Genomic DNA, 24,590 nt, shown 5'->3' on the forward strand with positions numbered 1-24,590 from the left:
GTCCAGCCCCGCGGAGCGGTTCCTCGCCGCGCAGTCGGCCCGGGCCCACCCGCTGACCGCGGCGTTCGCCGACATGCAGCGATTCGGTCTCGACCCGTTCCAAATCGCCGGATGTCACGCCCTCGAGGACGGGCGGAGCGTCCTCGTCGCCGCGCCCACGGGAGCCGGCAAGACGATCGTGGGCGAGTTCGCGATGCACCTGGCCATGCTCGAGCCCGACACGAAGGCGTTCTACACGACGCCCATGAAGGCCCTGTCGAACCAGAAGTTCCGCGAGCTGGTCGACGTGTACGGCGAGGAAGAGGTCGGCCTGCTCACCGGCGACACGAACATCAACGGCAACGCACGCATCGTGGTCATGACCACCGAGGTGCTGCGGAACATGCTCTACGCCGACTCGCCGGCCTTGCGTGGCCTCCGCTACGTCGTGATGGACGAGGTCCACTACCTGGCCGATCGGTTCCGAGGCGCCGTGTGGGAGGAGGTCATCGTCCATCTCCACCGCTCGGTGCGGATGGTGGCGCTCTCGGCGACGGTCTCGAACGCGGAGGAGTTCGGCGACTGGCTCGACACCGTGCGAGGCGATACCGCCGTCGTGGTCTCCGAGATCCGTCCCGTTCCTCTCGAACAGCACGTTCTGGTCCGCGGCGATCTGCTGCCGCTGTTCGACGACCGGGCGGGTGTGGCGACTGCGCAGGTCAACCAGGAGCTGACCCGCCTGCGCTCGCCCCAGGGCCAGCGATACGACAGCAACCGGCGGTCGCACGGCTACCGGGGTGCGGGGGGCCGCGAGGCTCATCGCAAGCACCGTGGCGGACAGGGGTCGGGACGCCCCGCGGCCGCGCAGCGCCTCGAACGCCTCGACCGACCGGCTGTCGTCGAACTCCTGGGCCGGGCCAATCTGCTGCCCGCGATCTTCTTCATCTTCAGCCGCGCAGGGTGCGACGGAGCGGTCCAACAGGTGCGCAGGTCGGGTATCCGGCTCACGACACCCGAGGAACGGGATGAGATCCGCGCCATCGTGGATCGCCGCACCCGCGCGCTCGCGCAGGAAGACCTGGCAGTGCTGGGGTTCTGGGAGTGGCGCGACAACCTCGAGCGCGGCGTCGCGGCCCACCACGCCGGACTGCTGCCGGCGTTCAAGGAGGTCGTCGAGGAGCTCTTCCAGCGCAAGCTCGTCAAGGCGGTCTTCGCGACGGAGACGCTGGCGCTGGGCATCAACATGCCCGCACGCACCGTCGTCCTCGAGAAGCTCGAGAAGTTCAACGGCGAAGCACGCGTGGCGATCACTTCGGGGGAGTACACCCAGCTGACCGGGCGCGCCGGTCGCCGGGGCATCGATGTCGAAGGGCACGCGGTCATCCAATGGAGCGACGGTCTCGACCCGCAGTCGGTCGCCGCGCTGGCGTCGCGGCGCACGTACCCGCTGAACTCCAGCTTCCGCCCCACGTACAACATGGCCGTGAACCTCATCGACCGCTTCGGTCGCGACCGCGCACGTGAGATCCTCGAGTCGTCGTTCGCCCAGTTCCAGGCCGACCGGTCCGTCGTCGGCCTCGCGCGCCAGGTCAAGGAGAAGGAGCAGACGCTCGACGGCTACGCCCGCTCCATGACGTGCGAGCGGGGGGATTTCGCGGAGTACTCCGGCATCCGTCGCGAGCTGAGCGACCTCGAGAAACTCAATCGCAACGACCGCACCGCACCGGCACGCATCCGTCAGCGCCGTCAGGACGAGCTGGCCGGCCTTCGCAAGCGGATGCAGCGGCACCCCTGCCACGACTGCCCGGACCGGGAGCACCATGCCCGGTGGGCCGAGCGCTACTGGCGGCTGCGCCGCGACGTGCAGAAGCTGCGGCAGCAGATCGACACGCGCACCGGCACCGTGGCGCGGGTGTTCGATCGAGTCGTCGACGTCCTGACCGCCCTCGACTACGTCTCGGTCGACAGCGACGGCACCACCGCGCTGACCGAGGCGGGCGCCACGATGCGTCGGATCTACGGTGAACGCGACCTCCTCGTGGCCGAGGCGCTCCGCCGGGGCCTGTGGCGCGAGCTCGATCCCGCCGGTCTGGCGGCCCTCGCGTGCAGTCTTGTCTACGAGCCGCGCCGCGAGAGCGACGGTCCGGGCGAGTACGGGCTTCCGCGAGGCGTCTTCCGAACGGCACTGGCCGAGACGCAAGAGCTGTGGGCGGTCCTCGACGACCTCGAACAGGACCACCGCCTGCCCGGCACCGAGCCGGTGGCCACGGGCCTCGCGAAGGCCATGCATTCGTGGGCACGCGGCATGATGCTCGATCGCGTCCTGCTCGAGGCCGACATGGCCGCCGGCGACTTCGTGCGCTGGGCGAAGCAGACGATCGATCTCCTCGATCAGCTCTCGCTCGTCGCCGACGCCGATCTGGCGCGGACAGCGCGTGCCGCGCTGGATGCCGTCCGGCGCGGCATCGTCGCATACTCCGGCGTCTAGGCTCGAGCACGTGCCCGACTCGTCTCCGGCCGCGGTGCGGCCTCTGATACCGCTGTGGCTGGCACTGGTCGGCGCCGTCGTCGGCGGTGCGGTTCTGGACGCCGCATTCCCCGACATCGGGTGGTGGCCGCTGGCGTTCGCCGGTGTCGCGTTCGCTCTCGCCGGTCTGATCGGGCGCTCGGCGTGGGGTGCGCTCGCGGTCGGGGCCGTCTTCGGAGCGTCCTTCTACTTCATCCACATCTCGTGGATCACCCGTTATCTCGGGCCCATCCCGTGGTTCGGACTCGCCGGCATCGAGACGCTCTTCTTCGCGGTCGGCTCGATCCCCATCGCTCTTGCGTACCGCTGGGTCCCGCGTCTGCTGCCAAGCCAGGGAGCACGACTGATCGCCCTCCCCGCCCTGGTCGCGGGACTGTGGACTGCGCGCGAGCTCTTCATGGGGTCATGGCCCTACACCGGCTTCCCCTGGGGCCGCGTCGGCATGAGTCAGTCCGAGAGCCCGCTCGCGCACGTCGCGTCCTGGACCGGGGTGGCGGGCCTGACATTCCTCATGGTGTTCGTCACAGCGGCGGTCATCGAGTGGCTGCGCCTGGGCAGGCTGCGCGACCTCCGCACGGCGCTCCCGGCGGCCGTCGTCGCCGTCGCGCTCGTGGCGCTGCCCGCTTTCCCGACGACGGATGCCGGGACGTACCGCGTCGGTTCCGTCCAGGGCGACGGCCCCACGGGATACTTCGATTCTCGCGAGCCCTACGACGTCCTGCGCTCGCAGCTCGCGGCTACACAGCCGATCATCGACGAGCCCATGGACCTTCTCGTCTGGCCGGAGGGCGGCATCGATGCGGACCCGCTGTCGAATGCGTCCGTCGCCGACACGCTCGATCGGCTGTCGGAGCGCATCGACGCGCCGTTGCTCGTCAACGCAGCCACGCAGCGCGGCGACGACATCTACAACACGTCGATGCTCTGGCGGGCTGGCGCCGACAATCCCGTCGCGATCCACGACAAGTCACGCCCGGTTCCCATGGGCGAGTACGTCCCCGACCGGTGGTTCTTCGAGCTGATCGTCCCAGACCTCATCGGTCTCATCCAGCGCGAGTACACACCGGGAACGAACCCGCCCTTAATGGACGTCTCCGGCATCGGCGTCGGGCTCGCGATCTGCTTCGACGTGCTCTACGACGACGTGATCTGGACGGGTGCACGTGACGGTGCGCAGCTCTATGTCTTCCAGACCAACAACGCCGATTTCCGCGACACGGACGAGAATCTCCAGCAGCTCGCGTTCGCGCGCATGCGCGCCATCGAGACCGGCCGAGCGGTCGTGAACATCTCGACCGTCGGCACGAGCCAGGTCATCGCGCCCGACGGCACGGAGATCGACGGCCTGCCGGCGGCGGAGGCCGGTGCGATGATCACCGAGGTGCCGCTGCGCACCGGACTCACGCCCGCCGTCATCGTCGGCGGCGCTGTGCAGGTCATCCTCGGCTGGGGAAGCCTCTTGGCTCTCCTCGCTTGCGGCGTCGCCGTCGCGGTCGCGCGACGACGCTCACGCAGCACGTCCGCGACATGAGAATGCCGCCGGTCCCGAAGGACCGACGGCATTCGCGCGGAGCTGGAGGCTCAGGCGCTCAAGCGGGAGCCGCGGCGCTCGCGGAGCATGGCCAGACGCTCCTCGAGCAGTTCCTCGAGCTCGGGGATCGTGCGGCGTTCGAGCAGCATGTCCCAGTGGGTTCGGGCGGCCTTGTCGCCCGAGTGATCGACCTCGACGACGCCCTCGCCTACGCGCAGGAGAGCCTCGGCGCCGCACGCGCGGCACTCCCAGGTCTCGGGCGCCTCCGCGTCGGCGGCGAACGTCATGACGGTCTCGTGCGCACAGCGCGAACACACGTACGTGTGGTTGACCCGGTCGTGGAAGACGACGCCCTCTTCGCTCTGTAGGCTCGAGGCGCCGAGTCGGATGCCGCGCAAGCTGCGGTCTGCCATTGTGTGGTCCTCTCGTCGGCTATCAGTTGTAACGTGCGCGGCTGTGTGCATCATCCGAAGAAGGGATGGTCTTCGGGGTTTCACAGCCGATGTTCAGCGTGTCGGGGTATTCAGCGCTCTTCCGCCACGATGGTCATCGCGCGGTCGGCTCGGTCCGTGACGATACCGTCGACGCCGGCCGCGAGCAGGCGTCTCATGCCGTCCGCGTCGTTGACCGTCCAGACGTGCATCTCGACACCCGCACGGTGGACCGCGCGGATCATTCGGGGGGAGACGATGCGGATGGGCCCCCGACGCTCGGGAACCTGCACCGCGTCGATGCCGCGCAACGCACGACCTATCAACCATGGCACACATGACGCGACGGCTGCGACGAGAGCCGCGATCCGGATCGTGCCTGCCGACGTCGCGGGGCGTCCCCCGGCTGCGTGGGCGGCGCGGAGTGCGCGTTCGCGTGTGCGGTCGGAGAAGCTGGTGAGCAGCACCCGATCCGCATGCGGCGCCACCAGGCGCCCGACCGTCTCTGCAGCCGATTCGGCTTTGACGTCGAGGTTGAAGAACAGCGTGGGAAACGCGTCGAGGGCTTGTGCGAGCGTCACCAGCCCGCCGCGGTCGGCCATGAGATTCTCGAGCTCGCGGTCTGCGACATCCGCGATTGGGCGCGGATCTCCGGCGACCCGCGAGAGGTCGGAGTCGTGGAACAGGATCACCGTCCCGTCCGCGCTCAGATGGCAGTCCGACTCGACGTACCGCACGCCGAGCGCATGTGCCGCAGCAAAGGCCGCGAAGGTGTTCTCGACGATGCCCTCAGAATCCGCCGGCACGAAACCGCGGTGCGCGAGAACCCGAGGACGCTCCGAGCCGAAGTACGGGTGCGTCACGGCGCGGGAGGCGCAGGACGGTCCGCCGGTGCCGCCGGGCGGTCGTCCCGACGACCCGCGAATCCGGCGCTCATGCTCTTGAGAGCCTCCGTGAACTCGCTCGGGATGATCCAGAGCTTGCTCGACGCGCTGTCGCTGATCTTCGGAAGGGTCTGCAGGTACTGATAGGCCAGCAGCTTGTCGTCGGGGTTCCCGTCGTGGATGGCCTGGAACACCGACTGGATCGCAGCCGACTCGCCCTCGGCCCGCAGAATCTGTGCCTGCTTGTCGCCCTCGGCCTTCAGGATCTCCGCTTGACGGCGGCCCTCCGCCTCCAGGATCTGCGATTGCTTCGACCCCTCGGCGGTGAGGATGGCGGCACGACGATCGCGCTCGGCGCGCATCTGCTTCTCCATCGAGTCCTGGATCGAGGTGGGCGGGTCGATCGCCTTGAGCTCGACGCGCGAGACGCGGATGCCCCACTTGCCGGTCGCCTCGTCGAGCACGATGCGCAGCTGACCGTTGATGTTGTCGCGGCTCGTCAGCGCTTCTTCCAGATTGAGACCGCCGACGACGTTTCGAAGCGTCGTGGTCGTGAGCTGCTCCACGGCACCCAGATAGTTGTTGATCTCGTAGGTGGCGGCCCGCGCGTCGGTCACCTGGAAGTAGACGACGGTGTCGATCGAGACGACGAGGTTGTCTTCGGTGATCACGGGTTGCGGCGGAAACGACACCACCTGCTCGCGCATGTCGACGAGCGGCAGCACCCGGTCGATGAACGGCACGAGCAGGTTGAGCCCGGGGGAGAGGGTGCGCTGGTATCGGCCCAGCCGTTCCACGACTCCCGCATAGGCCTGCGGGATGATGCGGATGGCTCGGAAGAGCACGACGATCACGAAGATCGCCAGAACCACGAGAAGCACGATCACGAAGATCTGACCGACGAAAGCGCCGACATCAACCATGGGTGTTCTCCTTCGGGTCGGGGGATTGGGAGGGGGAACCGACCTCCACGGTGGCGCCCCGCACGGCGCGGACGACGAGACGGGAACCGACGGGGGCCTCGCCCGGCTCGCCCACGAGACGAGCGGTCCACGTCTCACCGTTGTCGAGCTTGACCGAACCGGCGCCGTCGACGAACGGGACGAGGACGCGCGCCCCGAGGCCTGCGAGAGCGTCGACATTGGTCGGGATGTGCTGACTGCTGCGGTGGAGAGCGCGCAGGAGGAGCGGTCGGATCGTGAAAAGGAGCAGGGCCGAGACGGCAGCGGCCGCCGCGACCTGCAGCCACCACGGGGCGCCGAGAAGATTCGTTCCCAGTCCGCCGACGAGCGTGCCGCCCGCGAGCATGAGGAAGGTGAACTCGAGGGTGAGCAGTTCGACGATCACGAAGATCAGGGCCAGCACGAGCCACGCTATCCACAGGTATTGCGTGAGATCGGGCAACATCGGCGCTCCTTCGTCCCTCATCCGAACCTATCAGTCGGGGGTTCGATCCGGGCCGGTTGATAGGCTCGTGCGGTGCCGGCGGTCCGCCGTGCCGAGAGCCTTTCTTCCCCGCAGGAGCGCCACATGACTCAGCCCCTTCCCGCCGGAACCCTCACGGGTCGCACGGCACTGGTGACCGGATCGTCGCGCGGAATCGGCGCGGACACCGCGCGCTACCTGGCACAGGCGGGCGCGAACGTCGTCATCAACTTCCGCAACAAGGCTCCCCGCGCCGAGAAGCTGGCCGCGGAGCTGCGAGAGCTCGGCGTCGAGGTCCTCGTGGTCGGCGCTGATCTGACCGACCGCGCCTCCGTCGACGAGATGTTCGCCGCCGTCCGCGAGACCTTCGGCCGCCTCGACATCCTCGTGCTCAATGCATCAGGCGGCATGGAGGGCGGCATGGCCGAGGACTACGCCCTCACCTTGAACCGTGACGCGCAGCTCGGCACCCTCGATGCGGCGCTGCCGCTGCTCGAAGACGGGTCGCGTGTCGTGTTCGTGACCAGCCACCAGGCGCACTTCATCCGCACGACGCCGACGATGCCCGAGTACGAGGCGGTCGCCCTGTCGAAGCGGGCGGGCGAGGACGCTCTCCGCGAGCGCGTGGGCGAGCTCACCGAACGGGGCATCGGATTCGTCGTCGTGTCGGGAGACATGATCGAGGGCACCATCACCGCGACGCTGCTGGAGCGGGCGAACCCGGGCGCCATCGAGACGCGCCGCGAGTCGGCCGGAAAGCTCTACAACGTCTCGGAGTTCGCCGCCGAGATCGCCCTCGCCGCCGTCGAACCGATTCCCGCTGACAACACGCGCCTCGTCGGAGACATCTCGTCCTTCGGCGGCGAGTGACCATGCGCCCCACCGACATCGAGGCGCTGATCGCTGTCGGGCGTCCGACGGTCGCTGCCGACGGTTCCTTCGCCGTGTTCGCGACATCTCGCTCGGACATCGCCGCCGATCGGAACGTGGGGCAGCTCTGGCGCGTCGACCTGCCGTCGGGCCAGCCGCACCGACTCACGCGCGGTGTCGCGGACGCCTCTCCGAGGCTCTCGCCCGACAGCCGACACGTCGCCTTCCTCCGCGGAGACGCTGACGGCAAGCCGCAGATCCACGTGATCGCGGCATCCGGCTCGGAAGCGATTCAGGTGACGGACGCACCCCTCGGTGTCGGGTCCTTCGCCTGGTCGCCCACGGGCGAGCTCCTCGCCTTCACCGCACGCATACCTGAACGCGGGCGTTACGGCACCGTCGACGGGCTGTCTCCCGACGCGGAATCCGCTCGGCGGATCACCGGCATCCGCTGGCATGCGAACGGTCTCGGGTACATCGCGGACCGCCCCGCTCAGGTCTTCGTCGTCGCCGCACCAGACCTCCATTCCGAGCCGACGTACACTCCCGCCCCGGCACCGGATTCGGGCTCCTCGGACGCCCCGCGGAAGGTTCCGGAGCACGCACGTCAGCTCACCTCCGGTGCGCTCTCGCACGACGGGGTCGTGTTCACCGCCGACGGCTCGGAGATCCTTACGACGACGGACGGGATCGAGCACGAGCGTCGGGACCTTCGCTCCCCGGTGATCGCGATCGATATCGACGGAACAGGGGAGCGGGTCGTCGTTCCCGCGACCCTGTCGATCGTCGACGTCACCATCGCCTCCGACGGCACCATCGCGTTCCTGGCCTCCGACCCGGGCCCGGACGGCACCGACTTCGTCGCGCCCGGCGTCGCGCTCTGGGTGCTCGAGGGTGTCGAGCCCCGTCGGCTCACCGATCCCGAGACGATCGACCTCGGCGAAGTGGGCTCGCACATCACGCCGATCGGCGATGACTTCCTGGTGCAGAACCGTACGCGCGGCGAAGTGCACCTGCTGCGGGTCTCGCGCGACGGCGCGGCCACGCGCCTCCGTCGCGGCATGGAGGTCGTCGGCCACGCCGCCGATGCCGCAGGCGAGCGCATCGTCTGCGCCGTAGCCACCAATCGGTCGGCCGGCGAGCTTCTCCTCCTCGACGGCGAAGGCATCGAGGCGCGGTTGCTGACGTCATTCGGAGATGCCGCCAGCCGCGCCGGATTCGTCCTCCCGCGCGAGCTCGAGGTGAACGCACCCGACGGCTACCCCGTACACGGTTGGGTCGCGACACCCGAGGGCGAGGGACCCTTCCCCGTCCTGCTGCAGATTCATGGCGGTCCGTACGCGTCCTACGGCGTGCACCTCTTCGACGAGACGCAGGTCCTGGTCGGGGCGGGCTACGCCGTCGTCTATTGCAATCCCCGGGGCAGCGCTGGATACGGGCGCGCCCACGGCCGCAGCATCCGGGGCCGTATGGGAACCGACGATCTGAGTGACGTCCTCGCCTTCCTCGACGGAGCCGTGGCGTCGGATGCGCGACTCGACGGCGGCCGCGTCGGAATCCTGGGCGGGTCGTACGGCGGCTACCTGACGGCGTGGACGATCGCGCACGACCACCGGTTCGCGGCCGCTGTCGTCGAGCGCGGCTTCCTCGATCCCGAGACGTTCCAGGGAACGAGTGACATCGGCTCGTTCTTCGGTGACGAGTACGTCGGCACCGAGGCGGCCGCGATCCGAGCGCAGAGCCCGATGGCCGTCGTGAAGGACGTCACCACGCCGACCCTGGTGATCCATTCGGAGCTCGATTTCCGGTGCCCCCTGGAACAGGCCACCCGCTACTACACGGCATTGCGCCGCCAGGGCACGGAGGCGGAGCTCCTCGTGTTCCCCGGCGAGGACCACGAGCTCACCCGTTCGGGGCGGCCCCGTCACCGCGTGGAACGGTTCGAGGCCCTCCTGGAGTGGTGGGGACGCCACCTCCCGGCGTGACGACCGTCCCGGTCAGGGCCGGAACGAGAGCCCCCGGATGATGTTGACGATGCCGAGGGCCACGGCCGAGATGCCGAGCAGCCACCAGAGCACCAACACGCCCCACAGCGGTGTGAACAGCAGCATGACGCCGGCGATGATCGAGAGGATCGCGAACGCGATCGTCCACCCTCGCGACGACGACTCGCTCACGACCGACAGCGAGACGGCGCCCTCGACGATCCACATGATGCCCACCAGCACGCCGAGGAACACGGCGAACGACGCGGTGAAGGCGGCGAGGTTGGCGAATGCCACGATGCCGACGATCACGAAGAAGAGGCCGAGCGCGACGTGCCCGACGCGCGCCCAGCCGCGCTTCGTCCGCGAGAGGATCCCGAGGGCGGCGTAGACGATACCCGCGATGATCGCGTAGGCGGCGATGATGCCGGTGAGGACCTGCGCCGTGCGACCGGGCCAGATGAGAATGAGCAGGCCGAGGATCAGCGTCAGGATGCCGCCGACGATGAACGACGTCCGCAGCGATCTGACGAATCTTCCGGCGATGTCCTCTGCAGTTGCCATGACGGAACCTCCTTCGCGGGAGCCGAGCACCCCCGACACGCCACACGCTAGTGCACCGGGAGGGCGGGCGTCAGAGCCCCGGATGCGCCCCCGCGCGGTGCCGGGCCGATCAGCCGAGGATGAGAGTGGCACCCAGCAGGACGGGGACGCACCCGAGGGTCGTCAAGAAGACCGTGTCGCGCGAGATGGTCTCGCCGATGTCGTAGCGCTGCGCGAAATTGAAGACGTTCTGCGCGGTCGGAAGTGCTGCGAGCACGGTGACCGCCAGGATGTCGGCGGGGGAGAGGTCGAAGACGAGAGCGGCCACGGCCCACGCCACGAGCGGCATGGCGATCAGCTTCAGACCTGCCGCCAGCAGGATGTCTCGCCGACGGCCGGAAGCGGACAGCACGCGCTGTCCGTGCAGCGACATCCCATAGGCGATGAGGAGAACCGGCACGCATGCGTCGGCGATGAGCTGGAGCGGGTCGAGCACGAGAGGGGGCAGTTCCAGCCCCGAGACCGACACGATGACGCCCGCGACCGAGGCGATGACGATCGGGTTGCCGACGGTCCGTTTGAGGATCGGGAGCGGCCGCCGCTGTCCCGTCGTGACGGCCTCGAGGATCGCCATCGTGATCGGGGTGAACACGATGAGCTGCATCAGGATGACCGGCGCCGGCAGCGCGGCTGAGCCCAGGAGGTAGAGCGAGAGCGGGATCCCGATGTTGTTGGAGTTCACCTGCCCGGCCGACAGCATTCCGATGAGCGTCTCACCGACCGAACGACGCCACGCGAGTCGAGCGATCAGCGCATAGACGACGAACATCGACGCCGCAGCAATGGCGGAGACGGGCAGCAGTGCCGAGAACAGCGTCGAGACGTCGGCCTGCGAGAGCACGACGAACATGAGGAAGGGCGACAGGACGAAGAAGATCAGTCGCGCGAGCACCGGGCGGCCGTGCGGCCCGAGCAGATCGATGCGGCCGATGACGTATCCGACGATGATCGCGACCCCGACGACGACGAATCCGGTCACGACCTGCACCCTCCGAGCCTAGGGGAGTGGGCGCGTTGACCCGGCTCACAGCCGCCACTTCGTACGGTGGAACGACGGCGAGAGCGAGGTGATCGGATGAGGCGCAACGTGCGTTACCTGCAGCTGGCGGGCGTTCAGCTGGCGGCGATAGCGGTGACGATCCTGGTGTGCGTGTTCACGGCGTCCGGCCAGTACGCGGATCAGGCCGCCATGGTCGCCACGACAGCGTCCGGAAATCCCGTCCTTCGCGCGGCTCAGCACGTCAGCGCGAACTACATCATCGTGGTCGCCGCCGTGACGATGCTCGTCGGCATCACCGCCGCCCTCGTGCGGCGGCGCTTCGCCGAGGCTGCGGCGGCATCCGTGATCTTCGTCGGGTCGAGTGTCGTGACACAGGTGCTGAAGCACGAGGTCATCGCACGCCCGGATCTGGCGAGCGGCTGGGGCGCATATGGCAACTCACTGCCGTCCGGCCATGCCACCATCGCGATCGCCGCGGCGTGCGCCGCATTGTTCGCGGCACCGAACCGGATGAAGTTCGTCCTCGCACCGGTTCTGGTCACCTGGGCCGCCGTCGCCGGCATGGGTGTCATCGCCGCCGGATGGCATCGACCGAGCGATGTCGTCACGGCGAGCCTCGTCGTGGGGTTCTGGTACACGATTGCCGCGCTGATCGTCACGGCGGCGCGTCACCGTCATGGGCAGGCCGCGGCCGTCCTGACCCGTCCGCAGCGCCGGCTGCGCGGTCTCGCACCCGTCCTGGTCATGGGCGGCGCGATCACGGCCGTCGCGCTGAGTGCGTTCTACGCGTCTGGTTCCGGACGCACGCTCGTCACGGCTGTCTTGACGGTGGTCACGATCATTGCGACGGTTCTCGGTGCACTTGCCGTCAGTGGCGGGATGCCGTCGGCCCGTTCCCGCAGGGCCTCAGTGGCTTCTGCCCTTTGATCCGATAATGCACATTATGTCAGTTCGACGGTGAGCTCGTCGGTGCGCACCTTCCCCATCGGCTCGAGATCGAGCACTCGCGAACCGCCGCTTCCATCTCGAATGCCGCACCATCGTCCCGATACGGTTGTGAGATGAAGACACCGACGCGTCTCGACGAAGCGATGCAGGCATGACCCACGATGCCGCGATGCCGAGACGACGCGTCACGCTGGATCTCCGCCGACCCGTGCTCCACCTGATTCCCGGCGTGCGCCCGACTATCGTGATCGACGGCCGCGGACAGCCCGCGCAATGGGGCGTCGGCACCTGGCTCGTGCCCGCCGACGAGGCCGTGGAGATCACCGTCTTCCTCTTCAATCGCTTGTGGCGGTTCGGCGAGGCTCGAGCGGTGCTGCATCCCGCGGACACCGGCCTCGCCTATCGCGCTCCCCTGGTCCCCATAGGCCCAGGTCGCATCCTGGCCACCTCCGGATGAACCTCGTCGCGCCGACCTGCATTCGTACCGTCCAACTGGTACAGTAATCGGTCATCCTCGCTCGAAGGGAGCGCGACGAAGGGAGACGGCCATGCACATCGCTGGCTTGGATGCCGACATCATCGACGCACTGACGCAGGTCGCGACGCCCGATCACCGGCCCGATGCACTCACGATCGGCGTGTCGCTCCCCGCGTCGTCCGACGCGCTCCCGGCGTGCATCGCGGAGGTCGACGCGCTGCTCGAGCACGAGTTGAGCCGCGTGTCGCCCCGCGTCCTCGTCGCGGTGGTGCACGCGGCCGGGCGGTTGAGCGAGGGCCGCGTCTTCGCGAGCGAGCTCATCGATCGTGCGAGCGTCCACTCGAGCAACTCGTTGGGCCGTGATCTCACAGCCATCGGCGTCGTGCTCGATGACGAGCAGGACCGCCGCATCGCGGCGCGCCGTGTCGCGGAGCACCTCAGCGGCCGCAGCAACCTCGGTGACGGCACCGTCGTGACCGCGCACGATCTGCGCCGCAGCACGCTGCGCGACCTCATCCTCGAGGACGTCCTGTGATGGTTTGACCCGTCAGCGTCGGCGCACGCGCAGCCAGACGAATCCGTGCTCGGGCAGGACGAGGCCCCGCCCGAGCTCGACCGAGACCCCGCGCATGAGATCCGTCGCGGAATCCTCGAGCCCGCTCATGGTCTCAGGATGAATGGCCGCCGGCGCGTCGCCGACATTGGCGAGGACGAGGACCGCTCCCCCGCCGCCATCCGTCGCCGGACGCATGAACCCCACGACCGCGTCGTGAGGCGTGTGGAACGGGACGAGCTCGTTGCCGGCGAACTCCGGCGTCGCTGCGCGCACCTCGATCAGACCCCGGAGCCTCGTGAACACCCGACCGGCGACGGTCGACTCGTCGAGGCGCTGCGCGTATCGCGCGGTCGATCGCAGGGGCCGGTGCGCCCACCGGCTGTCTCCCCGACGGTCGGGGTCGTCCTGGAACGTGTCGTCGTTGAGCTGGGCGACCTCGTCACCGAGATAGAGCAGCGGGATGCCGCCCGTCGACATCGCCAGCGCATGCGCGAGCACGACCCGGTCTTCACCCCCGGCATCGCCCGCGGCGATCCCGGCCAGCGAGGCCGTGGTGCCCGCGATCCGGGCGTCACCGGTGCGCGGATTCTCCTGGAACGGGTAGCCGCGCGAGAACGAGCCGTCGAAGCGACCGATGTAGAAGTCGTTGAGGAACCGGCGGTGCGGACCGCCGTCGATGCCGAAGCGCGCGGCATCCTCGTCGGCGAACGTCCAGCCGATGTCGTCGTGACTGCGGACGTAGTTGACCCACGCCGTCCCGGGCGGCAACGCGTGACGCTCGTCCAGCGCGAGCTGAAGCATGCGCGCGTCACGGGTCGCCAGCGCCTCCCAGGTCAGGGCCATCTGCAGCGGGTTGTAGGAGAGCTGGCACTCATCGGGCGAGATGTAGTCCTGCACTTCGTCGGGATGCACGATCGCCTCGGACTTGAACAGCACCGCCGGCGCCGCGATGCGCAGCACGGCGTTGAACGCCTGGAGCAGCAGGTGCGCCTCGGGCAGCGACTCGCAGGCCGTTCCGAGGCGTTTCCAGATGAAGGCGACGGCATCCATCCGCAGGATCTCGACACCCTGGTTCGCGAGGAACAGCATCTCTCCCGCCATAGCTGTGAACACGTCCGGGTTGGCGTAGTTGAGATCCCACTGGAACCGGTAGAAGGTGGCCCAGATCCACCGGCCATCGGGAAGCGGCACGAACGAGCCCGGGTGGTCGTCCGGGAAGATCTCGCGCGTCGTCCGCTCGTACGCATCCGGGAGCTCGCGGTCGGGGAAGATCAGGTAGAAGTCCTCGTACACCGGGTCGCCGGCGAGGGCGCGCTTCGCCCACTCATGCTCGTTCGAGGTGTGGTTGAAGATGAAGTCGAGGACCAGCGAGATGCCCGCCTCACGCAACTCGCTCGCGAGCGCACGCAGATCGGCCATCGTCCCGAGGGCCGGATCGACCGTGCGGTAGTCCGACACCGCGTAGCCGCCGTCGTTGTCGCCGTCGGGCCTGTCGAAGAGGGGCATCAGGTGCAGGTAGGTCAGTCCGAGCTCGCGGAAGTACGGAATCATCCGACGGACGCCGTCGAGGTCACCCGCGAAGCGATCGACGTAGCAGACGCCGCCCAGCATCCTCTCGGACTCGAACCAGGCGGGGTCCGCGGCGCGCACGCGGTCGAGCTGCTTGAGCTCGGCGGTGCGCTCTCCGCGGGCATCCAGCGCCACGTCGACGAGGTGCAGGAGCGACTCGAGCCCGTCGGGACGCTCGCCGTAGAGAGCTCGGAACAGACGGTGCAACCGCGGGAACTCGCCGCGAAGGCGCGCGATCGTCTCGCCATCGACCGGCCGTTCGCGACGCGCGACGTGCTCGACGACGATCGTCGCATCGGTCTCGAGCGCGGTCAGCGCGGTCATCGCGGGGCCACCGGAGCACTCATGCTCCGCATCATCTCAGAGGACGGAGACGGCGGACACCAAGGCGCGCGCAGCTGGCGTCCGACAGCGGAGTAGCGTAGAGGGGTGACCTCTCCGACGCTCTGCCCGCTCGGACGGGTCACCCGATGAGCGTCGCGGCTCGGATGAGCGGTCCGGGGCTCCGGGCATGGCTCGTCTGGGGAACCGGCGTCGCCGCGTACGTCCTGTCCATCACGAATCGGACGTCGCTCGCGGCCGTGGGCGTGGACGCAGCCGAACGCTTCCAGGCGGACGCCGCGACGCTGTCGATGTTCGCTGTCGTCCAGCTCGCGGTGTACGGCGGGATGCAGATACCCATCGGCGTCCTGCTCGACCGTTACGGCTCCCGGCCCATCATGACGATCGGCATGATCCTCATGGCGGTGGGCCAGCTGACGATGGCCCTCTCCCCCAGCGTCGGCGTCGCCATCGTCGCGCGCATGCTCCTCGGAGCCGGCGACGCCGCCATCTTCCCGGCGGTCCTCCGACTCGTCGCGACCTGGTTCCCGGCGCAGCGCGGGCCGCTCATGGTTCAGATGACCGGCATCCTCGGTCAGGCCGGCCAGCTCGTCGCCGTCATCCCCCTCTCAGCGCTCCTGCACGCCACCAGCTGGTCGGTCGCCTTCGGCAGCGTGGCCGGCCTCGGCGTCCTCTTCGCGGTCCTCGTCTTCCTGCTGGTGCGCAACCACCCGCCGGAGGTCGATCGTGACGTCAGCGTCAACACCGACACGGGCGCCATCCGGGTGGTCACCTCGAGCGTCGACACCGGCGTCGGCATCCGTGCCGCGTGGGCGCACCCCGGCACCCGGCTGGCGTTCTGGTCTCACTTCACGACGCCGTTCGCCGGCACGGCGTTCATCCTGCTGTGGGGCATCCCGTTCCTCACGGCAGGAGAGGGCCGGACTCAGGCCGAAGCGACTCTCATCACGACGCTCTACGTCTTCGCGGGGATGGCGCTCGGACCCATCATGGGTGAGCTCTCCCGCCGCATCCCCAATCTCCGCTCACGCGCCCTCGTCCTGCCGGCGGTCGCCGTGCAGCTCATCGCATGGACAGCGGTGATCCTCTGGCCGGGCACCGCGCCGGGGTGGCTCCTCGTGGCTCTCGCCGTCGCCCTCGCGACCGGGGGTCCCGCGTCGATGATCGCGTTCGATCACGCCCGGACGCACAACCCCTCGCATCGCCTCAGCACGGCGACGGGACTGACGAACGCCGGCGGCTTCCTCGCCGCCCTGATCGCCGTATTCAGCATCGGCTTGGCGCTCGACCTGCAGGGTGCGGGAACGCCGGCGACGTACTCGCTCGAAGCCTTCCGCTTCGCCTTCCTCACCCAGGTGCCGCTATGGCTCATCGGCGGTGCGTTCATCGCGATCGAACGCAAGCGCACCCGCATCCACATCGGGATGGACATGCCGAAACGGCCGCGACGGGCGTGAGCCCACCGCGGCCGTTCACAGCAGCTGCGTCAGAGGATGGGGTCGCCCGAGGTGCTCGTGCTGTTGCGGGTGACTCGCTGGCCGCTGGCGGGGTCGACGGCGGTACGGCTGACCGTCTCGGTCTGACGGCGGCGCACCATCAGGACCAGGCCGATGAGGAAGATGAGGGCTCCCGCACCCATCAGGATGTAGCCGATAAGGTCGAGGTTCACCCACTCGACCTCGACGTTCACGGCGAACGCGAGGATCGCGCCGATGACGAACAATGCGATTCCGGCACCAATGCTCATGTCAGTTCCCTTCGGGTGTGCGGACCCGTTGATACTGGCGCGCGCGCGTGGTTCCACGCACCGGCTTGACACGCGTTCTCGCGGCGTGTCAGGCGCGCGGCGCGACCTCGACCCACGAGCCGAACTTGGGCTGCCGGTTATCACCCGATGAACGCCCGGTGAGTCGGCGACGCACCCAGGGAGCGAGGTGCTCTCGGAAGTACTCGCCTCGGGCGAGCACCGGCGGCTGGTCGTCGACGGGAAGCGACCACCACTCCCCCGGCGCCTCGAGGCCGAGGGAACCGAGCACCCGAGCGGCGACCCGATGGTGACCGCGGGCGTTCATGTGGAGTCGGTCGGCCGACCAGTAGGACGGATGGGTCAATGCGCTGTCGTACCAGTTCAAGGCGCGGACGACGTCGTCGCGACCTGAGATGCGCTCGACGACGGCGTCCGAGAGCGCGTCGCCCCGCCGGTTGATCAGGCCGCCCAGCGGCAGCTGCGCGGACGGGTTCGCACCCGACAGCAGGATGAGGCGGACGCCTTCCTCATCGCACCGCCGCAGCACCTGCACGAAAGCGTCGACGATGTGCGCGATCGACGTGCGCGGGCGCAGCATGTCGTTGCCACCGCCATTGAACGACAGGTGGGTCGGGCGCAGGGCGAGGGCGGCTTCGAGCTGTTCGTCGACGATCGGGCGGACGAGTTTGCCGCGGATTGCGAGGTTGGCGTACTGCACGGGTCGTCCCGTCGCATCGGCCCAGCCGGCGGCGACGAGGTCGGCCCAGCCGCGCACGGCGCCGTCGGGCAGCTCGTCCCCCACGCCCTCGGTGAACGAATCGCCGATCGCGACGTAACGAACCTCTGTCTCAGCGGTCATCGAGCGACTCTCCTCTGCGGTCGACGAGTCCCCACGCACCGGCGGCGGCGAGGACGAAGAACACGGCGAACACGACGAACAGCACCGGAGCGCCGCCCCACAACAGGAGCGGCGGCACCGACAGGGGCGCGAGGATCGATGCGATGCGGCCGACACCGGCCGCCCAGCCGGCCCCGGTGCCGCGCAGCGACGTCGGGTACATCTCCGGCGTCACCGCGTACAACGCACCCCAGGCGCCCAGGTTGAAGAACGACAGCGCCATGCCCGCGGCGATGATGACCGTCTCGGTGCCGGCCGTCCCGAACACCACGGCGGATGCCGCCGAGCCGATGAGGAAGACCGACAGGGTCAGGCGTCTGCCCCAGACCTCGATCAGCCAGGCCGACACGGCATAGCCCGGCAGCTGAGCGAGAGTGATGATCAGGGTGAACCCGAACGATCGGACGAGGTCGTAGCCCTGCGTGTACAGGATCGTCGGGATCCAGATGAAGGCGCCGTAGTACGAGAAGTTGACGCAGAACCAGACCAGCCACAGGCTCGCGGTGCGGCCGCGGAACTCGGGCGACCAGAGCGCGCGGAGCCGGCCGGTCGACGACACGGCGGCCGGCGCCGCGATCGCTTCCGCTCCGACGGCAGCGCCGACGTCGCGCGACGTGGTCGCACTGTTCGTCTCGAAGCTCCGGACGACCGCCTCGGCCTCGGCGTGCCGGCCGCGGCGTTCGAGCCATCGGGCCGACTCGGGCAGCCCCCAGCGCACGATCAGCGCGTACACCGCGGGGATCGCGCCGACGACGAATGCCCAGCGCCAGCCCTCGTCGACCTGTGGGATCACGAAGTAGCCGATCAGAGCGGCTGCGGTCCACCCGACGGCCCAGAAGGCCTCGAGGATGACGATGACCCTGCCGCGAATGCGGGCGGGCGCGAACTCGCTCACATACGTGCTCGCGACCGGCAGCTCGGCGCCGAGACCGAGTCCCACGACGAAGCGCAGGACGAGCAGCATCGCGAGTCCGCCGACCAGAGCGCTCGCGCCGGTTGCGACTCCGTAGACGAGGAGTGTGACCGCGAACACCGAGCGGCGTCCGAACCGGTCTGCCAGCAGCCCGCCGAGGCTCGCACCGATCGCCATGCCGGCGAAGCCGGCCGACGCGATCCACGACGCCTGCGAGGTGTCGAGCGACCACTGCGCGATGAGCGCCGTGATGATGAAAGAGATCAGCCCGACATCCATAGCGTCGAGGGCCCATCCCAGCCCGGACCCGGTGAGGATTCTCAGGTGCCGACGCCCGAAGGGCAGATCGTCGAGGCGGCGCGCCACCGAGGGCGTCGCGGTATCGGTCATTCGACCATGCTATTGACCCGCGACGCCCTCGGACGCCACTCACTCAGTCGTCGGCGAGCATGTCCCGCACGAGAGGCGCGACCTTCGTGCCGTAGAGCTCGATCGAGCGCATCATGCTCTCGTGGGCGAGCGTCCCGTGCGAGAACTTCAGATCGAACCGGTCGAGCTCCAGGGTGCGGATCGTCTGCGCGAGCTTGCGCGCGACGGTCTCGGGCGACCCCGCGTACACGGCACCGTCCGGTCCGAGATCGTGCTGGAACTGCAGGCGCGAGTAGGGCGGCCACCCGCGCTCCGCGCCGATCGCGTCGCGGTTCACCTTCATCGCCGGGAAGAGCTCCTCCCACGCTTGTTCGTCGGTGTCGGCGACATGGCCGGGCGAGTGGACCCCGACCGGCAACCGGTCGGCACCCATCGCATCGCGGGTGCGGTGGAAGAGATCGACATACGGGCGGAACCGTGCCGCGCCGCCGCCGATGATCGCCAGCATCAGGCCATAGCCATTGTGGGCCGTTCGCAGCACCGACTCGGGAGAGCCGCCGACGCCCACCCACGCGCGGAGGCCGTTCTCGGTCTTCGGGAAGACATCCGCGCCCGTCAGCGCCGGTCGGGTCCGGCCCTGCCAGGTGACCGGCTGCTCGGACCGCAGCCGGCCGAACAGGTCGAGGCGCTCCTCGAAGAGGATCTCGTAATCGGCGAGATCGAACCCGAACAGCGGGAACGACTCGGTGAACGAGCCGCGTCCGAGGATGATCTCGGCCCGGCCGTTCGAGACGGCGTCGAGGGTTGCGAAGCGCTCGTAGACGCGCACGGGGTCATCGCTGGAGAGGACGGTGACCGCGGTGCCCAGGCGGATGTCCTTCGTGCGGGCCGCGGCAGCGGCCAGCACGATCTCGGGGCTCGACACGGCGAACTCGCGACGGTGGTGCTCCCCAACGCCGAAGAAGCTCAGTCCGACCTCATCGGCGAGCACCGCCTGGTCGACGACGTTGCGGATCGTCTGCGCGTCGGACAGCAGCTCGCCGTCGGCGCCGCGGGTGACGTCGCCGAACGTGTCGAGGGCGAACTGGACGGATGTCGCGGTCATGGGGCCACCTTTCATTCACCCGCATACAACGGCGGGACGGGAAGAGTATTCCCGTCCCGCCGTCGTCGTGTTCAGCCCTGTGCGAGCGCCATGCGGAGCGTGTCGAGTCCGACACCGCCCAGGCGCAGCGCCTTCATGTGAAAGGCCTTCACGTCGAACTGCTCGCCCGCGCGCGCGGCGTAATCATCGCGGATCTCCTCCCAGATCCGCTGACCCACCTTGTACGACGGCGCCTGGCCCGGCCAGCCGAGATAGCGGTTGACCTCGAAGCGGATGAACTCCTCGGGCATGTTGACGTTGCGCTTCATGAACTCGAGCGCATACGCCGCGTCCCACACGCCCTCTCCGTCGGGGCGCTCCTTCCCCAGATGCACGCCGATGTCGAGCACGACGCGAGCGGCACGCATGCGCTGTCCGTCGAGCATGCCCAGCCGGTCCGCCGGGTCATCGAGGTAGCCCAGCTGCTCCATGAGGCGCTCCGCGTACAGTGCCCAGCCCTCGGCGTGTCCGCTCGACCCGGCGAGCAGCCGCCGCCAGGAGTTCAGCTCGAACCGGTTGTACACCGCCTGGGCGATCTGCAGGTGATGGCCCGGAACGCCCTCGTGATAAACCGTCGTCAGCTCACGCCAGGTGTCGAACGAGTCGACCCCCTCCGGCACCGACCACCACATGCGACCGGGGCGCGAGAAGTCGTCGGTCGGACCGGTGTAATAGATCCCGCCCTCGTTGGTGGGGGCGATCATGCACTCGAGCGTGCGAATGGGCTCGGGGATGTCGAAGTGGGTGCGACCCAGCTCGTCGACGGCGCGGTCGCTCGTCTCCTGCATCCACTTCTGCAGGGCCTCGGTGCCGTGGAGCTTCCGGGACTCGTCCTTCTCGAGGTGCGCCACCGCCTCTTCCACCGTGGCGCCGGGGAGGATCTCGTTCGCGATCGATTCCTGCTCCGCGACCATCCGGGCCAGTTCCTGGAGGCCCCACTCGTAGGTCTCGTCGAGGTCGATCGTGGCGCCCAGGAATCGGCGGGAGTGCAGCGCGTACAGCTCGCGCCCGACCGCGTCGGTCTCGCCCGCCTCGGGGAGGAGCTCACCGGTGAAGAAGGAGGCGAGAGCGTCGTACGCGACGCGGGCAGCGTTCGCGTTGTCCGCCAGCTCACGAGCCAACGATGCGGGGAGGCTGCCCTCGGTCGGCGCGGCATCTGCCGCGAACGTCGCGAAGAAACCCGTGTCCGCCGTGTAGCGACCGATCTGCGTGGCGACCTCGGAGACCTGACGGCGCGCCGGGACGACGCCGCGGGCGATGCCCTCGCGGAGCGTCTCGATGTACCCGTCGATCGCGGCCGGAACCGCACCGAGACGGTCGGCGATGACGCTCCAGTCGTCGACCGTAGCCGTGGGCATGAGGTCGAAGGTGTTGCGGATCTCCTGCGCGGGTGACGCGATCACATTCACGTCGCGCAGGTGAGCGCCCGCCTCGGCCAGCTCGATGTTCAGCCGCAGGTCACCGGCGAGGTCCGCCTTCGTGACGACATCGACGTCGTCCGTGGGCTCGGCCGCCTCGAGGGCGGCGAGGGTGCTGCGTGCGGCCTCGAGTGCGCGAGCCGTGCCCGCAGGCGAGTAGTCGTCGAGTCGTGCGTTGTGCTCGAAACGGCCGATGTACGTCGCGAGCCCGGGAGAGAGCTCGGCCAGGGTGTCGACCCACGCATCGGCGATCCGGTCGATCTGCGTGGGGGTGCGCTGTGCTTCGGTCATCCTCCGAGCCTACTGCGGCACCCCCGCGCGACGAGGTCAGTGACCGGCGACGTCCCAGTCGCCGCCGCGCCCGATCTGCACGTCGAGGGGCACCGTGAGCTGAGCGGCGTCGCCCATGCGATCGCGCACGATGCGCTCGGCGGCATCCCACTCACCCGCAGCGACCTCGACCACGAGCTCGTCGTGGATCTGCAGCAGCACACGAGAGCGGAGGCCCTCGGCGCGGAACTCGCGGTCGATCCGGAAGAGCGCGATCTTCATGATGTCGGCTGCGCTGCCCTGGATGGGTGCGTTCAGGGCGGCGCGCTCGGCATTCTCGCGGAGCACTCGGTTCGGACTCGCGAGGTCGGGGAACGGACGGCGCCGGCCGAAGATCGTCTCCGTGTAGCCGTCGATGCGGGCCTGCTCGACGCTCGAGCGCAGGTAGTCGCGCACCGCCCCGAAACGGGCGAAGTACTCGAGCATGAGCTGCTTGGCCTCCGACTGCTCGATGCGCAGCTGCTTCGACAGGCCGAACGCCGACAGGCCGTAGACGAGTCCGTACGACATGGCCTTGACCTTCGTGCGCATCGCCGGCGTGACATCGGCCGGATCGACGCCGAATACGCGCGCGCCGACGAAGCGGTGCAGGTCTTCGCCCGAGACGAACGCCTCGATGAGCCCGGGGTCTTCGGAGAGGTGCGCCATGATGCGCATCTCGATCTGCGAGTAGTCGGCGGTCAACAGGGTCTCGTGCCCCTCGCCCACCTCGAAGGCGGCCCGGATGCGGCGGCTCTCCTCATTGCGGATGGGGATGTTCTGGAGGTTCGGGTCGGTGCTCGAGAGCCGGCCGGTCTGGCTTCCCGTCTGCACGTAGGTCGTGTGGATGCGGTCGTCGGCGGCGATCGCGGTATCGAGCGACTCGATGATCTGACGCAGCTTGGTGGCTTCACGGTGCTGGAGCAGCAGCTCGAGGAACGGGTGCGGGTTCGACTCCTGCAGATCGGCGAGCACCGCCGCGTCCGTGGAGTACCCCGTCTTCGTCTTGCGGGTCTTCGGCAGCTGGAGTTGCTCGAACAATACCTCCTGCAGCTGCTTGGGCGAACCGAGATTCACCTCGCGGTCGATCGTGGCGTACGCGCGCTGTGCGATGTCGTCCGCTCGTGCCGCGAGTTCTGCCGAGAACGTCGAGAGCTTCTCGTGCGACACGGCAACACCCGCGAGTTCCATGTCAGCGAGGGTGTCGAGCGTCGGAAGCTCGATATCGGAGAGCACGGAGAGGACGGGCGCGGGCATCTCGGCGCGAACCGCCGCTGCCGTGCGCAACGCGAACCAGGAGAGCTGTCCCGGCGTGGCACCCTCCGTCTCGGGAACGAGCTGAGTCGGATCGGCCTCCGGCAGCTTCTCGTCGAGGTAGCGGTGGACGAGGTCGGCGAGCGTCTTGTCGGGGAAGCTGGGGCGCAGGAGCCACCCGGCCAGGATCGGGTCGAAGACGAGCCCGCCCAAGCGGACACCGCCGCGCCGCAGCGCCTTGACCTGGAGCTTGGCGTCGGAGATCACCTTGGGCGCGTCGGACTCGAGCCACAGGCGCAGGGCCTCGGCGACGTCGTCGCCCCAGGTGCCCTCGACCGCTTCGGCGGCGTCGGCCAGACCGATGCGCTGCGGAAAACCTCCCGCGACCATGACGGTCACGCCGACCTCGCCGTCGCGGGCCGCCGCCCACGCGGCGAGGTCGGCGGCGGAGAGCTCCGCGGCCGTCGGGGCCGGAACGGCGGGCGCGGCGGTCTCGACGGCCATCGCGGGATCTGCCCCCGCTGCCTCGAAGACGCGCGGCAGCAGCGTCCGGAACTCGAGCCGGGCGAAGATGTCGCGCACCGCTTCGGCGTCGATCGGGCCCACCGCGAGGTCTGCGGGCGTGACCCCGAGCTCGACGTCGCGGAGCAGCCGGTTCAGCGAACGATTGCGCCGCACATCGTCGAGGTGCTCTCGGAGGTTCCCGCCGACCACTCCCCCGATCTTGTCGGCGTTCTCGAGCAGGGCGTCGAGCGACCCCCACTGCGTGAGCCACTTGACCGCGGTCTTCTCGCCGACTTTGGGCACTCCAGGCAGGTTGTCGCTCGTCTCGCCGACGAGGGCGGCGATGTCGGGGTAATTCTGCGGCGGCAGACCATACTTCTCGATGACGGTCTCGGGCGTGTATCGCTTGAGCTGAGAAACACCCTGGACGCTGGGGTAGAGCAACGTCACGTCGTCGGTCACGAGCTGGATCGTGTCGCGGTCGCCCGAGCAGACGAGGACCTCGAATCCGTCCGCTTCGCCCTGGGTCGCGAGCGTCGCCAGGATGTCGTCGGCCTCGTAGTCCTCTTTCGTCAGCACCGTCACGTTCATCGCGGCGAGGCACTCCTGCAGAAGCGGGATCTGGCCCTTGAACTCGGCCGGCGACTCGGAGCGATTGGCCTTGTACTCCGTGTACTCGCGCGTACGGAACGACTGTCGCGACGTATCGAAGGCGACCGCGAGATGGGTCGGCTTCTCGGCCTTGATCAGGTTCACGAACATCGACAGGAACCCGTAGATGCCGTTGGTGTGCTGGCCGTCCTTCGTCGTGAAGTTGTCGACCGGCAACGCGAAGAACGCCCGGTAAGCCAGCGAGTGGCCGTCGACGACGAGAAGGGTAGGCTTTGCGGAGTCCGTCACCCGTCC

General features: G+C 68.8%; 21 protein-coding genes. 8 read left to right on the forward strand and 13 right to left on the reverse strand.

What is annotated here, in order from left to right; all coding sequences use genetic code 11:
- The first annotated feature begins 73 nt into the window (after positions 1–73).
- Positions 74–2,467, forward strand: coding sequence for a DEAD/DEAH box helicase (locus P6897_RS08480; RefSeq protein ID WP_282502576.1), 2,394 nt, complete (start codon positions 74–76; stop codon positions 2,465–2,467).
- Between the two features lie 10 nt (positions 2,468–2,477).
- A complete protein-coding gene (lnt, locus tag P6897_RS08485; protein ID WP_282500977.1) occupies positions 2,478–4,037 on the forward strand; it encodes an apolipoprotein N-acyltransferase in 1,560 nt (519 codons plus the stop codon).
- 50 nt (positions 4,038–4,087) lie between these two features.
- On the opposite strand, the gene P6897_RS08490 is transcribed toward lnt, so the two are convergent.
- The 4 genes from P6897_RS08490 to P6897_RS08505 form a co-directional block, all read right to left on the reverse strand.
- Positions 4,088–4,450, reverse strand: a complete 363-nt coding sequence (locus P6897_RS08490; protein ID WP_112614794.1) for an RNA polymerase-binding protein RbpA — start codon at positions 4,448–4,450, stop codon at positions 4,088–4,090.
- 110 nt (positions 4,451–4,560) lie between these two features.
- The gene (locus P6897_RS08495) at positions 4,561–5,331 is read right to left on the reverse strand and encodes a glycerophosphodiester phosphodiesterase family protein (protein WP_282500978.1); all 771 of its coding nucleotides are present in this window, start codon (positions 5,329–5,331) and stop codon (positions 4,561–4,563) included.
- Positions 5,328–6,275, reverse strand: coding sequence for an SPFH domain-containing protein (locus tag P6897_RS08500; RefSeq protein WP_114589502.1), 948 nt, complete (start codon positions 6,273–6,275; stop codon positions 5,328–5,330). The genes P6897_RS08495 and P6897_RS08500 overlap by 4 nt, the downstream gene beginning before the upstream one ends.
- Positions 6,268–6,759 carry an NfeD family protein gene (locus tag P6897_RS08505; RefSeq protein ID WP_269266204.1) on the reverse strand — a complete coding sequence of 164 codons (492 nt, stop codon included), beginning with the start codon at positions 6,757–6,759 and terminating at the stop codon, positions 6,268–6,270. Before P6897_RS08505 ends, P6897_RS08500 begins: the two co-directional genes overlap by 8 nt.
- 123 nt (positions 6,760–6,882) lie before the next feature.
- On the opposite strand from P6897_RS08505, the gene P6897_RS08510 reads away from it, so the two are divergent.
- Both P6897_RS08510 and P6897_RS08515 read left to right on the forward strand, forming a co-directional pair.
- Entirely contained in the window at positions 6,883–7,647 is a 765-nt protein-coding gene (locus tag P6897_RS08510; protein WP_112614802.1) for an SDR family oxidoreductase, read from the forward strand.
- Positions 7,648–7,649: 2 nt separating this feature from the next.
- Positions 7,650–9,632 (forward strand): S9 family peptidase, encoded by a 1,983-nt coding sequence (locus P6897_RS08515; protein ID WP_282500979.1) that lies wholly within the window; start codon positions 7,650–7,652, stop codon positions 9,630–9,632.
- Between the two features lie 12 nt (positions 9,633–9,644).
- On the opposite strand, the gene P6897_RS08520 is transcribed toward P6897_RS08515, so the two are convergent.
- Positions 9,645–10,196, reverse strand: coding sequence for a DUF308 domain-containing protein (locus P6897_RS08520; protein ID WP_282500980.1), 552 nt, complete (start codon positions 10,194–10,196; stop codon positions 9,645–9,647).
- Between the two features lie 109 nt (positions 10,197–10,305).
- Positions 10,306–11,223 carry an AEC family transporter gene (locus P6897_RS08525; RefSeq protein WP_282500981.1) on the reverse strand — a complete coding sequence of 306 codons (918 nt, stop codon included), beginning with the start codon at positions 11,221–11,223 and terminating at the stop codon, positions 10,306–10,308.
- 87 nt (positions 11,224–11,310) lie between these two features.
- Here P6897_RS08525 and P6897_RS08530 point away from each other — a divergent pair, with 87 nt between their 5' ends.
- The 3 genes from P6897_RS08530 to P6897_RS08540 all read left to right on the forward strand — a co-directional run bounded on the left by P6897_RS08530 (position 11,311) and on the right by P6897_RS08540 (position 13,196).
- Positions 11,311–12,162 (forward strand): phosphatase PAP2 family protein, encoded by an 852-nt coding sequence (locus P6897_RS08530; protein WP_282500982.1) that lies wholly within the window; start codon positions 11,311–11,313, stop codon positions 12,160–12,162.
- A gap of 190 nt (positions 12,163–12,352) precedes the next feature.
- A complete protein-coding gene (locus P6897_RS08535) occupies positions 12,353–12,640 on the forward strand; it encodes a hypothetical protein (protein ID WP_282500983.1) in 288 nt (95 codons plus the stop codon).
- 91 nt (positions 12,641–12,731) lie between these two features.
- The gene (locus tag P6897_RS08540; RefSeq protein ID WP_282500984.1) at positions 12,732–13,196 is read left to right on the forward strand and encodes a hypothetical protein; all 465 of its coding nucleotides are present in this window, start codon (positions 12,732–12,734) and stop codon (positions 13,194–13,196) included.
- Between the two features lie 12 nt (positions 13,197–13,208).
- On the opposite strand, the gene P6897_RS08545 is transcribed toward P6897_RS08540, so the two are convergent.
- A complete protein-coding gene (locus tag P6897_RS08545) occupies positions 13,209–15,110 on the reverse strand; it encodes an alpha-amylase family protein (RefSeq protein ID WP_282500985.1) in 1,902 nt (633 codons plus the stop codon).
- Positions 15,111–15,256: 146 nt separating this feature from the next.
- Between P6897_RS08545 and P6897_RS08550 the strand changes: the two genes are divergently transcribed.
- Entirely contained in the window at positions 15,257–16,585 is a 1,329-nt protein-coding gene (locus tag P6897_RS08550; RefSeq protein ID WP_282500986.1) for an MFS transporter, read from the forward strand.
- 29 nt (positions 16,586–16,614) lie between these two features.
- Here the strand turns inward: P6897_RS08550 and P6897_RS08555 are convergent, their stop codons facing one another.
- From P6897_RS08555 to polA, 6 genes are all read right to left on the reverse strand, one after another.
- Positions 16,615–16,875, reverse strand: coding sequence for a DUF6458 family protein (locus tag P6897_RS08555; protein WP_112614822.1), 261 nt, complete (start codon positions 16,873–16,875; stop codon positions 16,615–16,617).
- 88 nt (positions 16,876–16,963) lie between these two features.
- Positions 16,964–17,734: an SGNH/GDSL hydrolase family protein gene (locus tag P6897_RS08560; protein ID WP_282500987.1), complete on the reverse strand. Its 771-nt coding sequence runs from the start codon at positions 17,732–17,734 to the stop codon at positions 16,964–16,966.
- Positions 17,724–19,076: an MFS transporter gene (locus P6897_RS08565; protein ID WP_274177908.1), complete on the reverse strand. Its 1,353-nt coding sequence runs from the start codon at positions 19,074–19,076 to the stop codon at positions 17,724–17,726. Before P6897_RS08565 ends, P6897_RS08560 begins: the two co-directional genes overlap by 11 nt.
- Positions 19,077–19,119: 43 nt before the next feature.
- Complete coding sequence (locus tag P6897_RS08570) at positions 19,120–20,160, reverse strand: LLM class flavin-dependent oxidoreductase (RefSeq protein WP_282500988.1); 1,041 nt, start codon at positions 20,158–20,160, stop codon at positions 19,120–19,122.
- Between the two features lie 71 nt (positions 20,161–20,231).
- Entirely contained in the window at positions 20,232–21,908 is a 1,677-nt protein-coding gene (locus P6897_RS08575) for a DUF885 domain-containing protein (protein WP_282500989.1), read from the reverse strand.
- 36 nt (positions 21,909–21,944) lie between these two features.
- Positions 21,945–24,584, reverse strand: coding sequence for a DNA polymerase I (gene polA, locus P6897_RS08580; protein ID WP_282500990.1), 2,640 nt, complete (start codon positions 24,582–24,584; stop codon positions 21,945–21,947).
- Between the last annotated feature and the right edge of the window lie 6 nt (positions 24,585–24,590).

The organism is Microbacterium sp. BDGP8 (assembly GCF_029991045.1).
In the GTDB taxonomy this organism is placed as follows: domain Bacteria; phylum Actinomycetota; class Actinomycetes; order Actinomycetales; family Microbacteriaceae; genus Microbacterium; species Microbacterium plantarum.